The sequence below is a fragment of the Vreelandella nigrificans genome (genome assembly GCF_002374315.1).
GTDB lineage: Bacteria > Pseudomonadota > Gammaproteobacteria > Pseudomonadales > Halomonadaceae > Vreelandella > Vreelandella nigrificans.
In genome coordinates this window covers 431,086-445,497 of sequence record NZ_NWUX01000002.1, presented here as the reverse complement: position 1 = coordinate 445,497, position 14,412 = coordinate 431,086, and the positions used below count along the sequence as shown (strand labels likewise).

The following is a 14,412-nucleotide window of genomic DNA, read 5'->3' as shown; positions in this document are numbered from 1 at the left end:
TTTTCCCCTGTCAACTGGCGTCGTCTGAGTCGGAAGGGTAGTCGTGCGCCGAGAAAACTTCGACCTTCGCCCCTGCCTCAATGAAGAGCTTCACGAACGCGGATACGTCAGCCTCGTCAGTCGTTACAGTAATTAGACTGTCTTCACGCTCGAGGCGATAGTCAGATACTAGCTGTCCAAGGTCTGCAGGCCCTAAGGTGTAGAGTTTCAGGTCTCGAAGTAACGAGAGCATGTCATCTGAAAACCTGTGATCCTCTGGCTCAGCAAATGGGATGGAGTGGCTGTCATCTTTGGAGGCCTGACCGCTAAGCCTGTCGATATTCTTTTCAATATTCTCTGCGTCTTGCGCTCGCTTGAACCTCCCGATGAGAACCAGATTCATCGAGTGCTCAGAGCCATATCCGTTCCAAATCTTCATGATTGAACCTCTCGTTTGATCTAGACGGTATTTCTGAGTTGCTTAAGCGCCCACAGAACGCCGACATCTCCAATCTTCGCGCCGTCGGGCGAGAATGAACTCTCGCGAAGCACTCCGGACGCGTCTATATGCGCATAGGACTGAAGGCCTCGCTCATCGGGAAGTGGATCGCACGTAGGCAGTCCTGACGCTCCCACCTCACTGACCGCAAGGCGAACCTTGCCTCTGTAGCTAGAGACCCAATCCTGAAGAGCTCGGCCGACCACTCCATCCATGCTTGCTACCGTGGTGGTTGCTTGCTGAGGAAGCAACAGCAATTCACTAGCTCCAACCTTTTGCGCGAGCTCGCTTATCGCGTCAAGTTCAGAAACTGTGCGCTTGTTTACCACAACGTTGATCCCAAAGGGCGACAAGGTCGCAATCGATTCAATGCCTCGGAGCAGGCTGGCAAACTGCTTCCCGCGCTGTTCTTCATAGGTGCGACCTAACCCGTCAACGCTAATACGTGTGAAATGGATCGAGCCTTTGAGGCGCTCGACCAACCGTGGCGTCAGGCGATGACCATGAGTCGTGAATGTGACCGCGAGCTGAGTCTCTCCAGCAGCTCGTTTGCATATGTCGACGAAGTCAGGATGCAGCGTGGGTTCGCCGCCACCAAATCCGATGCCTAGGCACCCCTCAGCATCCAGTTCTTTCAACCAGCCGAGCACTTGGTCAGTATGCAGCGACGCTTTGTGCTTCGGCGCGTAGCAGTACGCGCAGTGAAGGTCGCAAACATTGGTGAGTGCAATGGATACCTGGCGGGGGGACATCGACCAAACCGCCTCTTCCGGGCACAACTCGTCTAGCAGGATATTCAGACCTGAATGTCGATCGAAAAGATGCACCCCGTTTGGGCTAATTCTGGATTTCATAAGGCATTGTTACCGAAAGCAGTTTTACCTTGAATTTGTCTTCTAACACATTGAGGCTATCGAAGCAGACGTTGGTGCTCGTCGCTAAGCGCCTATTTGCAGCCGGCCCAAAACCTGTTCCAACAGCTCCAGAGACTGACGGTGCTTGTCGGACTTCATCTTCTGGATGTTGGCGAGCTTCCAGCGCACGGCTGGAAGCCGATCTACACCCGACAACGGAAACAATACCCAGTCAGGCGCCCCCTGCTTGAAAGACAGAAGGAATCGAACATCTTCGTCCGTCATCAGCTCGCCTAGCCGCGTCAGAAGTTCGTGCCGGACGTCCTCCAGTTCCTGCAATGGAAGGTCAACCCTGGCCATCCCGACAAACTCCTGTCGGTAGACGTCGTCCAACGGTTTCAGCCGTGGGTTGATCACTTCGTTCAAGGGCCTGGGGTGCCCCAGCAGATAGACCAGAAAGCCTTCGAATACGCTTCGATCCAGGCTGCCCTGGTTCAGCAGCAGCTTCACATCGAAAAGGTCCCGGGGGTGCTGGCGATCCAGCGCGGCGCAGATCTTGCCGCCATACAGGTCCGGCAGTGACACCACCTGCACCGCCGCAAAGCCGTAATTGTCTTCCACGACTTCAACGACATCGCGCTCTTGAGGCGGATGTAGAGTGCCACGCAGCACCGGCGATACCTCTACCTTCACCTGGCTGCGACCTCGGCGCACCAGGATCCTCAGCTCGTCTCGGCGATTATCCTGAAGCTCGGCCCGCACACCTGGCAGTCGGGCGCTGAAGGTCTCTTCCAGTCGCTGCAGCGCCTCTCGACAGTGTCGCAGGGCCTCGTCACGGGGCTCCAGCGGCAAGTAGGCCAGGTCGATGTCGACCGATAGACGGGGTAATGGCTGCACGAAGAGGTTGATGGCCGTGCCACCCTTGAGGGCGAAGCACGGCTCGTCATTGAGGAATGGCAGCAGCGAGACCAGCAGCCTGACCTGTTCGTGGTAGCGAGCTTCAATCGGCATGCAGGAACGCCTCCGGCACCGTCACTTGATATTCCCTGTCCAGCTTGCCGCCTTGACAGAGCTGCCGCTTGCCTTTGCCGAGATCCAGTCGACGTGGTTCCAGGCGACCGTACCAGGCATGCCCGGCGTGGCGAGCCAGTATCAGGAAGGCCCTCTTGGTTCTCACCGAACGGCACCCCTCCAGCAAGGTCTGCAGCCGACGCGGACGCAGCGTATTGAGTCCGCCGAAGGTGTCGACCAGCTCACTGCTGAACAGCAACTCATTCGACGTAACAGCGATCCATTCCAGGACGGCTCGCTCTGGGGTCGATACCTGCAAGCTGAAGGCCCTGCCACCCGGCGCGTAGTCCGTAAAGCTGCCGGGAAGCTGCGCTGGTAGGCCCTTTTCAGAGTGGAGCACCATCCGCCCTACCCACTCGGCATCATTCAACCACCGGGGCAGCCGAGCGGCCTCCCTGCCATACAGGTGCGTCGTGCTCTCTCCCATGGGCAGATAGTGGACAAAGCCATGCAGTGCCAGGGCCGTTTGTCCACCGGGCCAAAGCGGTGGTAAACCCGTGTGGTCGCTCGTCTGCAGGGCGAAGACAGCGCTCTCCCACGTAAGAGGCTCCCCTGCTTGGCAGTAGGCGCCGTGCCCCACGCGCTGCAGCCAGCCACTGCTGGCCAGCTTACGCGCCTGATCCGAGGTGATGCCGTGTGACGCCAGCCAGGCGGTCGTCACGACGGCACCATAGGGGATCTTGTGCAGCAATTGGTTTATTTTCACGTCAAAAAGCGGCCTTAAATTCCGTCTTCAGTGTGAAGAATAAACCACACTGGTTTATCTTCAAGCCCATAATCGACATTCAAGGCCGTTTTTAGAACAGAGTTTAAACTAAAAGCTGAGTCTCCAGCCCTGATCGAGCCAGGGGATAGCGCACCACAGCGGTTGCAGGAATCAGCTGGCCAGCATCGATGCACCGCGTTCCCCCAAGAGACCGGCGCGAAGCTGTAGCGGGTGGTAACTTAAGGGACAACGCCAGACTGGGAAGGCCGCTGCAGAGGATGAAGCGGCCACAAATCAAGTCAATCCTGATAGTGTATGTACTTTTTCGCACTTCCCTTGACTTGGTCGGCGGGATATTTCTCCGCATTCTTTGAATGTGCCCCCTCCAGGCAGGGTATGCTAATCCCCGCCTCCTTGATCATAGTAAAATATTATTCCCAGCGGGCTCCCGCTGGGCCAGAACGTTATTTATTTATGATTAGATCGATTTTATCAGTTAACCCTTGAGTGATTTCTAGACCAGAAAGAATCTTTTGATAATGCATGATGTCAGAGAAACCTAACTTTCTCCCCGACCTATCCTTAAGCCACTTTTGAGCTGGCTGGTAGCCGCCGACACTCATATTCCATAGATGAATAGGAATATTATCAAAACACTGACTATCATTAATCCAGACTCTTCCTAACTCACTATCTTCATTTATTACCTCAAAGTCTTTCTTAGTAATCTTATTTATCACCATATTACTACCACTTTTAGGGAAAGTTATAAACACCTCCCACGCTCCGCTGTTAACCATTAGGTGACACTCTCTCAATGCCTTACCAAGCTCTGCAACCTCCCAGAATTTATCTTTGCTCGTTGGGTAAGGAACTCTCGGGAAGTCTGTCTTCAAAAATTCTTTGTATGTCTCGAGATATTTCCGAGAGTGCAATACCGCATAAATGTAATCAAGAAGGTCGAACGGACACCACTGATCATTCCCCTTATTGTTTTCGGGAGAAAAGGGCAACCCAATTTTTTCAGTTATCTTTTTAACTTCTTCTTTATTAAAATTTGGAACTCTTTTTTCATCAATATCGCCCCCTTCGTCTGGATATAGGTAAAGTGGGAAGACATAACCATTATCAAGTGACGAAATGATACTCTTGCTAATAATGTCACCAGCCACCCAATAGGTTGCACTATGGTCTCTGTTCATTCTACATGTGCAGAAAGCTAAATTGTCATCTCGCCCCAAGTGATACATTACCTTTCTCTGAGGACTAGCGAAAAAGCCTCTAGAGGTACCCGTGTAGTATGTAAACCTTGTATCAAAAGGACGATAAGAAACCTTCTGAATGTATTCTTTACCATAGTGTTCTATGATATCTTTTTTGGCTGTTGCAACTTTCCAGTCGCGCGACTCCTTTTTGATTTTGTACTTAGATTTTATATCTTCCTCACCTAAGTCATGAAAGCTCTGCACTGTATCCCATAGTTCATTCTTGTCAAATGCTACAGTAAGCCTGTCTTGCGCTGATGCAAAGCCCATTGTACAGGTAGAAAACAGTTCTTTCACGGATAGAAAATTTTCATACTGACTTTCTTCTTTGTGGTCTCTCGGGGAGAAGAAATAGTTTGGTGACTTAGGATAAACCTCCTCAAAATTAATATCTTTAATAGCATTATTTTCTAGCAGATTATATTTTTCTTCTCTGGTGCCCCAGTAAGAGCTGTAGTAGACTTTCGCTTGGTGTTTTGATTTACTTTTCGATGTCTTGATAAAAAAGTTTATTGACACGCCTTGCTGTATATCAAAGACGTTCTCGTCTGTATCAATTCCATCAGCGATGAGCTTGGCCTTCTTTGTGTCACCATTAAGGTCAACAATCCAGATTTCATCAAAATCATTCAGTAGGGACTGACGCATCCCTCTGAATGTTGGGTTGTCGATAAAACTGTGATTATTAATATAGGCAAGTATACCTTCTTCATTCTTATTTATAAGATACTGACCTAGCCGAATAAATTTTACGTAATCATCGTTAAGCCAGTGCTTCCTTTCGCCAAAGTGCTTCCCATCTACGTATTTATAGTTTTCTATCAAGTTTGATATCCACTTTCCATTATTTTGGGAAATACCACTATACGGTGGATTTCCTATAACGACCATAACGGGTGTATCGCGCTTGATATTATTAGCCTCGTTAGCTTCAGCGCTTAGCCAGCTCGAGAAAAGCGTGCCAGTGTCAGGGTGATACTCTTCAAGAGAATTCGTTAAAAATATATTGAACCGCTTGTTCCCTGATGGCACATACCCAGTTTCTGAAAGCAACAAATCAAGCTTGAGGTGTGCCATGGCATAAGATGCCATTAGAAGCTCAAAGCCATTCATTCTGGGGATTAACTCATTCTCTACATAGCCGTTCCAGGCCCCTTGAATAGACTTAAACTTTTTGTTGTATATGTGTTTAACAACCTCTGCTAAGAAGGTTCCTGTTCCAGTTGCAGGATCGAGAATCTGAACCTTATGAATCTCTTTTTCAAGCTCAACATAGCCGCTCTTTGTGCGTCGATCAGGCTTATCTGTCCTTAATTTTACTGTTGTTTTTTCGGTATCAGACAGGCCCTCTCCCAACCCAAATCTTGTTTTAAGAAAATGGTCAACACCCTTAACAATAAAGCTAACAGCCGGTGCTGGCGTGTACCATACGCCTCTAACCTTTCTTAGATTTGGGTCATACTCAGCGAGGAAAGTTTCATAGAAATGTATAATTGGGTCATTGGTTTGAGTTCTGCTACCGAAGTTTTTAAGCAGCTGTTCTACGTTAGTTGCCCGAAAAACACTTGCAAGGTTGTCGACTGTTGTGATGATACGATCATCTATATCAACACCAGCAATATGCGAAAATAATTTACGCAAAAAAGGGTTACTTTTGGGTATCAGCTCAGCTGCTTCCTGACGGCTAAATGATTCAAGCGTAGTGTCGTGCAGACGAGCAGCAAACATGCCGTAAGCAAGAGTTTGAGAGTATATATCTGCAAAACCTTTTGGCGTGAGGTCATGGATCAATATTTTTTTGAAGACTTCATACTGGCTTTTGAGTGCCGTATTCTCCTCATTGTCTTCATCTGATGTGATCGCATTTTCTAGGATGTTCTCAAGCAGCCTAGCTTTAGCTGCCATCATTTTTGCTAAAGTTCTTGGTGATTTTATGGTTTGGGTTACATAGGTACAGAACTCTTTGATGGAGTTCTCGAACTCTGAAAAATTTTCTGAGCATGCGCGAATAACTTTTCCTTTGGCCTCACCTATTCGTATTTCCCTAACAAGCTCACCTCTAATATAAAACCTAAAATTAAGGTAATCCGTGATAATTAGATTATCGAGAGCGTCCCTGTACCTCTTGAACTGATTATAATAATGTTTGGAGTCAAGATTTTTTCCAATGTCTTTGGCTTCGATAAAACCGATAGGTATTTTTTTCCTCGTCAGGACATAGTCCGGATTGCCGCAGTCCGTAGCATTTGACGGTTCGTTAGTGACATTGATGTCAGGTGCCAGTGCCTGTAAAAGGGAAGCAAGGTCGCCACGGTATGTATGCTCGGAAGCATATCCAGATTTATAGTGCTGGTTCACTGCTTCAAGGTACTGTTTGGTATCCACTCTCGTTATTTCCCTTTCTTTCCATGCGTAACAGCGCGCTCTCAGCTGGCTCACCTGTAGAACGCGCACTCAAGGCAGTGATAGAGCCGAACTCCATCACGACTACCGTTGCCTAAGCTTCTAAGGTACCAAGCTGGTTGCATGCTATCTATCGTGACTTTTGTGCCTCAGATCCGAACGAGCAGTAGTGTAGATCTTTAAGCTGAGGCTCCCATCGAAGAAGTGTTTCAGGATGGGAGAATAGCTAGAGGGTCGGCGATGATGGATTAAAGTCAGATCATCTTCGCATAAAAAATGCCAACGTACTGTTTGCGCTGGCATTTTCACTACCATTTCGGATCAAGCTTTTCAGCCACACTTAGGGTGAACGGCTTGGAGGAAGCGGGGATCCATGCGTACTGGCTTAGGTAACCAGCCTATCTATTTGCTTTTCGCCGCTTCAGCTCAGCCCGCGCCCAAGCAGATGCTTCTTTCATATCTCGCCGCAGTTCGTTCAGCTCTTCGGGAGTCAGCCACCGAACCGCCGGCTCCCTGCTTTCTGGGTGCGCCTCACCGACCTGCTCGACGGTCTTATCTTCCAGCACTTTACGCCGTTGTCGACGTGATTGTTCATCCATGCCCTCCTCCTGGCGGAAAGGCGGCCATTGGCCGCCTGAGCTATCGCTGGTCAATGGCTCCCATGATGTCAGAAGCCAGTATCGGAAAATCCCGCCGCCTCTGAAAACGGGGTTCTTCCGGTTCCAGCTCCTACATCGTTGCTAGTGTGCGTACTGCGCCGTATATCCTCTCGGCCCGAGTGGACCGGACGGTTCACGAAAGCGGCAATCTCTGCCCCAAGGTTCCTCTCTCCCTCGACCGATAGCTCGACAGCAGGTAGGAAAGCGGCTTCTGTGTAGGCCTCCCTCCCTTCATCGAGCATATCCAGGGCTACCATAAAATGACGTTGTTTCATCGTGCGCTCAACTTAGATGTCCTGCTGGCCACGGTTCACAAAGCTAGCTATCTCGTCATTACGATCCTGCTGACGTTCACTACCACCCAAGCTGTCGCTATCGAACGAGGGAACAGAATCATCCGCTTCTGCGACCTTACTATCCCCTTCCGGCTTCATGCTCGCGCGGATGGATGACGCCATGCGACCACCAGCGGTTTGATCAACCTTGCCCTGGAACTTCCCAGCCACCTTCGACCCAACCCCTTTAGCTAGCTCGCCAGCCGTTCCAGCTCCCAAGGATGCTGCTCGCTTGAATCCGCTACCGCCACCAGATCGGGAGCCAGAACCAGCGAAACCAGCCGCCTGCGCAAATGGGGTGTCACCGGTGCCAGCTTCATCTCCGGTGAAGCTGCTGCCACTCCCACCACCGCTGCTGTCACCTCCAGTGCCAAAGCTCGGCATGTCAGCTCCAGACCCCGACATATTGGACTGGGCCTTCTCGAAAGCAGCCTTGATGGCTGACCCGCCACCTACTGCATTCGCCGCACCGCCCAACATCGCGTTCCCAGCCATCTTGCCCGCCGTGAGGGCCATACCTGCCGCTGTCATGGCTGCTCCTACCGCAGCACCGGCACCGAATGACCCGATGCCCATTGCTCCCACACTGCCACTCGACACGAGGCCGGAAATCATCGGTGGAATCTTATTAACCAGAAATAGCAGGATCACCGAAACGACCAGCATCACGACCAACTCCTGGGACGCCATGTTCTCGCTCATCTGCGAGTAGTAGTGAGTAATGAACTCCCTACCGATGGCGACCAGGAGCACCATTGCCATCAACTGAGCCGCTATGCCGAGAATAGCCTTGTAATAGTTGATTGCCATGTCTGATGTCCAGCGGGAGCCACCAAACCCCAGGAAAAATACTCCCGCATAGAGCAGTATCCAACTCGCGGCTAGCAGCAGGAGCAGGTTGACGGAGATAATCGCCAACACCAGCAATACAGCCAAGGCCATACCTTCCATCACCAACGCAGTGGCAAACTGTTTCCAGCTCAACTCTGACGTAGCCTTCACCGTCTGGTCGTACAGTTCAAAACCGATATCAAGGATGCTGGACGGCCCCAAGTTGGCGTTGGAGAGGCCACCGGCTTGTGCCCCAAGGGTTTGCAATGACTGTACTATGGTTCCCGCGATGTTCATGCCCTGAGTCGCGTTCGTCAGCAACCACCAGAAAAAGCCTGTAAAGATGGTGAAACGAACAAGCTCGGCAAAGAACTCACCAATGTCGGCCTTGCGCAGCGCCATCATGCCGAACGTCCAGACCATCGAGATCACTACCAGGGTCCAGAACAACCGACTGGCGGCCGCTTCTATGGCAGGCCCCCACGTTGATGCCGCGGAATGAAAGCGGTCCAACACATCATCCATGATGTTGCTGCTGGATAGCTCCTGAGCCATTGCGGTATCGGACAGCATGACGACGGCCATCACGCCCAAACCACCAAAAACGAATCGTTTCATGCGACGCCCTCCCTCAATATCTGTCGGGAGAGCTGGGTTCGAACTCCCATTCCCGCATGCGTTGGGCCTTTTCGAACGACCGGCAGGCTTCGGTAAAGGCTTTTCGGTTCGATTCCCGACTTAGCTCGCTGATGGTCTGCTGAAACGAAACTGGCGCGCACGTGATCGCGCTCGCCTCTGGTACCGTTTCCTGCTCACAACCTACCAAGGCAACAGCTGCCACAAGTGGGATGATCTTCTTCATCGCAGTCTCCTTAATAGCGATCTGCTGCGCTAGGTTGGTAATTCCAGGTACGCATCTGCCTTTCCCGCGCTTCCCCTCTGGCGTTAGCATCCAGTTCGGCAACGAGACGGGCGGCTTCAGCGTTCTGCTGAGCAATCAGCAAGCTGCGGATTTGCAGGAGTTGATTGGCTTGGTTACTGGCGAGCTGGTTGGCGTAACCAATGGCGGCAAGCTGGCCATCCGCGCCCTGGGCGGCGTATTGCAAACGCTCAAGCTGTCGAGCATCAGACGCCAGGTTATCCTGTTGCTGATCCAGCCCTCGGAAGAGCGCATCGTTGGCCGCTTTTTGCGATTCAGACGCCAGGCGACGGTTTTCATCCATCGCTGCACGTTCGGCATCCGTGCAACCGCCGCCATTAAAGCAGGGGGAACTCCGGTAATACGCTACGTCCTGGAACTTGCCCAGGTAGGCATCGAGGCTGCCGAGCTGGTTCTGGTAATGCTGAAGCGTATTGGTGGCTTGGATCAGATCATTAATCGTGGATTGTGCCCTGTCCCAGATATAGGCCGCTGGAGCCATGGTGTTTTGCAACTGGTTTTCATACTGCTGCAACTGCGTCTGGTACTGCTCGATCTGCTTGAGAGTCTGAGAGACGGACTCCATCGCCGTCATAACATTTTGCTGCAGGTTGGTACCGTCGACGACAGGGATGCCCGCTTGGGCAGGCATGGAAGCGGTTAACGCCAAGGACATGACCGCGACAGGAATTTTAGCCGCTAAAATTCTTTCTCTTCTCATGATTGAGTGCTCTTAGCTTCATCGTGACTAAGTTGCACTCACCAACCTGTAGCGGCTCGCTCATGAAGATTGCGAGCCACTACCCCTGCCGGAGAACCCAGCGGTGAAGTGTGGACCTCTACAGGGATAGCTCGTCACTTACTATCCCGGCGTCCGACCTGCGCGACACCGTCAGAACGCGCGGCCAATGGTTGTTGAACATCGGTGTCATTGTCCTGGGGAACGGTTAGGCTTCCCAAGGGTTAATCGCATCTACTGTTTGTTGCCGCCTTCCAAAGGGGAAGCACTATAGTGAGCGTCCCTTTTGCTGTCTTTTTGCCCTCTTGGCGTCCATCTCTGCCCGTAACTTGGCTTTGCGGCGCTCTTGCTCGCTCGGCCCCCGTGGGGGCGGTGTCGGAGTCTTGCCCGCTTGTCCCTCAAGGTGAAGCACATCGGCCTGGGACAGCGATTGCAGCCGGTTCCGGCGCACCGGGGGTGGCGGCTGACCGATGGGCGGCACTCCCGCCCGTTTGCTTCGGGTCTTGGCCGGGGCGGTGTTCTCGCCGTTCGCCAAGGCTTGTCGGCGACGTTCCAGCCCGGCGTCCGCAAACCGTATAGGCAACTGCCCATCCGCTGCCGCCTTGATCACACGCGCTTTGAACTCCGGCGAACCGATCACGGTGATGCGCTCGCCGTAGCGTTCCATCGCCATCCTTAGCGCGTTCTGGATGCCTGCCTGGTCGGACTCCTTGGACACCTGTAGCCGGTCGCCATCGTCGCGCACGGCGCTGGCTCCGGCCCGGTAGATGATGGTGCCCTTCTTGGTGATGTTGTCGATCACCGGCGCATGTCCGGGTTTCGCCTGTCCCTCACCCTTCAAGGTGTTGCCCTTGAGGCCGTGGGCGGCCTCTCTGGCTCGCAACGCGGCCAGTGCCCCGGTATCGCCCTGCAAGGCTTCCCGTTTGAGCCAGTCGGCCCAGGAGCGGCGTCCGTGGGCCTCATGGATCGCCTGGCGTTCCTCCCGGTACTGCTTCTGGATCGCGTCAATGTCGGCTTTCAGGGCGCTGCTAGCCTGCGCATACAGCACCTTTTTGGTCAGCCTGCCGCTGGTGAGCTTAATGGCCGCCCGCCGGGCCTTGCCTTTCTTCTTGGCGCTCTCAATCCGGCGGTCTTTCTGCCGCTGGGCTTTGTCCAGGGCCGCCGTCTTTTTGGCTGCCGCGCTCTGCTGTTCTGATTTGAACCGGGCGTAAAGCTCGGTGGTGTTCACGCGCAGCCGTACCGGGTCTTTGCAGTACTGGCGGCGGGGTTTGGCCTGTTGCGCCTGGTCAGGTTCGAACGGGCCGAAACGGGCCTCTAGCTTCGGCTTGGAGAAATCCCGCCCCAGGGTGCTCGCCTTGACCGCCGCGTCATCACCGGCCACGACAACCAGCCCATTCCCCCGCGCCCGGAGTTCCAGGCCATTGTCACGCATGACCTGATGTAGCTCAGACCAGGACTGCGCGGTTTTGATGTCGTCCAGGCACTCGCGCTGGATCCAACCGATCAGGCTTTCAATACCGGCATGACGCTCCATGTCGGCGGCTCGCGATTCGGCCCCGCGTCGGCGCGGCATGTGATTGTCCTGCTGCAACCCATAGTCACGTTCCATGACCTCGCATAACTCGGCCAGCATCTGGTGTGGGTAGTAGGGTTCGTGGATGATGTTGCGCGTCGGGTGGATTTTGTTGACGGCGATATGGATGTGCAGGTTGTCGGTATCGTTGTGAACGGCACTGATGCGCTGATGCTCTCCAAAGCCCAGCCCCTGGCAAATACGGTCCTCGATGGTCACCAGGGTATTGGCCTCAACCTGTTCTCCAGCCCGGAAGCTGACAATCAAGTGATAGGTCTTGTCGCTCTTCGCTCGGGTATTACCGAACTGGGTCGCTAGTACCTCGCTGACGGCATCCTGGACCGAATACGCCTCGCAGTTGGTCAGCCGTACCGCGCCAAGACGGTGCTCCTTGCTTTGCTCGTCGGTGATGTAGTTCACCAGACCAGCAAAGTCTGACTTTCCCAGGGAGCGCATGGGAACGTGTTTGGCGATCATCAGTTCCAGTCTCGCATTTTAGCGGCTAAAAAATTCACGATCTGGCCCTTGGCTGCACCACGGATTTCAACACCTGACTCATTTCCTCCTGAGTGGCTTCGATCCTTCCAAGCAGGCTAAGGATGGTAGCCGCCCCGAAGTGAGCCGTTCTCACGTCATCTGTCAGCCAGAGATTGAGCAAGCCCCCTAAACGTCCCAAGTCTCCATTTACACGAACCAGCTCGCGGACATACTCGTAGTCCATAACGCCATTAACCTGATAGCCCTGCCCCACTTCCCGCAGATAACAGGCGACACTTAGCCCTGCCTGCCTGGCGTTGGATTCGATCAGTTCTCTCTCTTCCGGAAGGCAGTACACTTTGAGCGGAGTGCTGTTCTTCCGTGTCACTCTTTGCTTCTCACGCATGCCAGCTCCTATCTCAGATGCCATGCCTCGCAGAGCAGGATGTCCGTTGAGCACCGCAGGTGCGAATAAGGACCAGTGAAGAGGAACACCACGCTTGCGGGGTGGGACTACTTCACACATCCTGCCCGCACTTCAGCGTTGATTCTTGTAGGTACGCCATGTGCAAAGCATCGCTATTTCTCTGCATTTCGTTGCACGGGTCTGCTTTTTTCCTGTGCATCCGTGACATACCGCCACAAAACCTTATGACGCCGACACTTACAGCGATAAAGAAGCGATCTAACAGCGATTTACACATAGCGGTGTCCTTGCGCTTTCCACATTCAAATACACAGCTTTCCACGCGGCTTCCGCACTGCCCCTCAAATGTCAATGAATCAGAAGCGCTGCCCCTCAAGTGTCAACAACACTGTCACGCAGCCCTTTTCTTCCATATCATTGGCTTACTGAGTGTCATTTGATGTGATTGGCATCTTCTTCCTTGGCGTGCGAAACACGGCGAATGCCGTTCATATACTTACTACCTAAATACTTACTAGGATTAGTACTTTCTATCCTATTTACTTAGTAGTATTGGATTTTCCGCCTACGGACTATCCGGAGTTGGATTAACCGCATTCGGAAAATCCGAACGTGGTGGATCAAGCTCAAAGTCACCTGGTCGGTCAGTGACTAACCATGCGGTGCGCACGAACTTTCCACATTCACCACGCTCACGTTGAATACACAGGTACCCCGCCTGTTGAAGTTCCTTCAGCCCCGCTCTCGTAGCATCTCGACCAGAGCCAACCTCCTTCTCTTTTGAAAGGTGGGATAGCCTGAGCTGCCAGTTATCGGGCAGAGAAAGCACGAACACCAGAATGCCCAAGGCTTTCCAGGAAATTCGTCGATCTCGAATCAACTCATTGTTGAGAGTTGTGAAATTTGAGCGCACCCGGCGACGGATGATGGCGGTATCGTTCACAGCTCCCCCTCAGGACTCGTCAATCAGTCCGGCAACGTCAGTTGCACGGAAATAGACACGCCTTCCAACCTTCCTCTTGGCGGCATTCCACTTCACGGCAAACTCTGACTGACTTTGTAACGATATCCGTAGTCCATCGGGGCTGCGTTTTAACAACTCTGATAATTCAGCTAAAGAAAGCAATGGTCCATAGCGTTCAAGCAACTGCTCTTCGGTTGTCATAACCATCTCCAGATAACGCAATTAAAGGCTTCGTTTTGAATATTTACGTTATCTTCAAAAAACTTTCAACACTTTATTATTATTCTTAAAAGTATAGCTAAACACCAAGCCAAAAGTTTACCTATACTTTATCAAAGAGTTTTAAAAAAGAAATAAAAGCTCATTTAAAAAAAACAAAATCAGTTTCACAAAACAATAAAAAACGGTTTGAGAGAGACCTACTAAACACGAGACTTAGTCACTTCAATTTCATTGACACTTGAGGGGCGCTATTTATGACCACAATACCGCAAGCGAATGAGCACTTAAAAAAAGTGTGACCAGCATGAGAACTGCTATGAAGTAGAAGGTGGTAACGAGTATTCATACCACTGAGTAAACATCAGAGAAGCAGAAGAAACTTTAGCCGCTAAATTTTTCCTACTTGTTGCCAAGGGGATGAACACCTTTCAACCAATGTAGTATGTTGTATGCTACTACAACATACTACATACTACATAAAAACCAAAG

At 52.0% G+C, this 14,412-nt stretch carries 14 protein-coding genes; all 14 read right to left on the bottom strand.

The features are described 5' to 3' along the window. Positions 1-10: 10 nt before the first annotated feature. The 14 genes from CPA45_RS05245 to CPA45_RS05180 all read right to left on the bottom strand — a co-directional run bounded on the left by CPA45_RS05245 (position 11) and on the right by CPA45_RS05180 (position 13,902). A complete protein-coding gene (locus CPA45_RS05245; RefSeq protein WP_096650553.1) occupies positions 11-418 on the bottom strand; it encodes a DUF6375 family protein in 408 nt (135 codons plus the stop codon). 20 nt (positions 419-438) lie between these two features. Then, positions 439-1,230, bottom strand: a complete 792-nt coding sequence (locus CPA45_RS05240; RefSeq protein WP_208858455.1) for a radical SAM protein — start codon at positions 1,228-1,230, stop codon at positions 439-441. Positions 1,231-1,416: 186 nt separating this feature from the next. Next, positions 1,417-2,343 carry a nucleotidyl transferase AbiEii/AbiGii toxin family protein gene (locus tag CPA45_RS05235; protein WP_096650551.1) on the bottom strand — a complete coding sequence of 309 codons (927 nt, stop codon included), beginning with the start codon at positions 2,341-2,343 and terminating at the stop codon, positions 1,417-1,419. Next, on the bottom strand, positions 2,333-3,109 hold the full coding sequence (locus tag CPA45_RS05230; RefSeq protein WP_096650550.1) for a type IV toxin-antitoxin system AbiEi family antitoxin domain-containing protein: 777 nt from the start codon (positions 3,107-3,109) through the stop codon (positions 2,333-2,335). Before CPA45_RS05230 ends, CPA45_RS05235 begins: the two co-directional genes overlap by 11 nt. Before the next feature lie 464 nt (positions 3,110-3,573). Further along, positions 3,574-6,759 carry a type ISP restriction/modification enzyme gene (locus CPA45_RS05225; protein ID WP_096650549.1) on the bottom strand — a complete coding sequence of 1,062 codons (3,186 nt, stop codon included), beginning with the start codon at positions 6,757-6,759 and terminating at the stop codon, positions 3,574-3,576. 416 nt (positions 6,760-7,175) lie between these two features. Further along, positions 7,176-7,376 (bottom strand): hypothetical protein, encoded by a 201-nt coding sequence (locus CPA45_RS05220; protein WP_096650548.1) that lies wholly within the window; start codon positions 7,374-7,376, stop codon positions 7,176-7,178. Positions 7,377-7,444: 68 nt separating this feature from the next. Next, on the bottom strand, positions 7,445-7,711 hold the full coding sequence (locus CPA45_RS05215; protein ID WP_096650547.1) for a hypothetical protein: 267 nt from the start codon (positions 7,709-7,711) through the stop codon (positions 7,445-7,447). A gap of 12 nt (positions 7,712-7,723) precedes the next feature. Beyond that, positions 7,724-9,220 carry a P-type conjugative transfer protein TrbL gene (gene trbL / locus CPA45_RS05210; protein ID WP_096650546.1) on the bottom strand — a complete coding sequence of 499 codons (1,497 nt, stop codon included), beginning with the start codon at positions 9,218-9,220 and terminating at the stop codon, positions 7,724-7,726. Between the two features lie 13 nt (positions 9,221-9,233). Then, complete coding sequence (gene trbK, locus CPA45_RS05205; RefSeq protein WP_096650545.1) at positions 9,234-9,464, bottom strand: entry exclusion lipoprotein TrbK; 231 nt, start codon at positions 9,462-9,464, stop codon at positions 9,234-9,236. A 10-nt stretch (positions 9,465-9,474) separates the two neighbouring features. Further along, entirely contained in the window at positions 9,475-10,242 is a 768-nt protein-coding gene (gene trbJ / locus CPA45_RS05200; RefSeq protein ID WP_096650544.1) for a P-type conjugative transfer protein TrbJ, read from the bottom strand. A 286-nt stretch (positions 10,243-10,528) separates the two neighbouring features. Further along, on the bottom strand, positions 10,529-12,310 hold the full coding sequence (gene traI, locus CPA45_RS05195; RefSeq protein WP_096650543.1) for a TraI/MobA(P) family conjugative relaxase: 1,782 nt from the start codon (positions 12,308-12,310) through the stop codon (positions 10,529-10,531). Between the two features lie 34 nt (positions 12,311-12,344). After that, positions 12,345-12,716 carry a conjugal transfer transcriptional regulator TraJ gene (gene traJ / locus CPA45_RS05190; protein WP_096650542.1) on the bottom strand — a complete coding sequence of 124 codons (372 nt, stop codon included), beginning with the start codon at positions 12,714-12,716 and terminating at the stop codon, positions 12,345-12,347. Positions 12,717-13,302: 586 nt separating this feature from the next. Then, on the bottom strand, positions 13,303-13,680 hold the full coding sequence (locus CPA45_RS22690) for a hypothetical protein (RefSeq protein ID WP_133066774.1): 378 nt from the start codon (positions 13,678-13,680) through the stop codon (positions 13,303-13,305). A gap of 9 nt (positions 13,681-13,689) precedes the next feature. Further along, positions 13,690-13,902, bottom strand: a complete 213-nt coding sequence (locus tag CPA45_RS05180; protein ID WP_096650540.1) for a plasmid-related protein — start codon at positions 13,900-13,902, stop codon at positions 13,690-13,692. Positions 13,903-14,412: the final 510 nt, after the last annotated feature.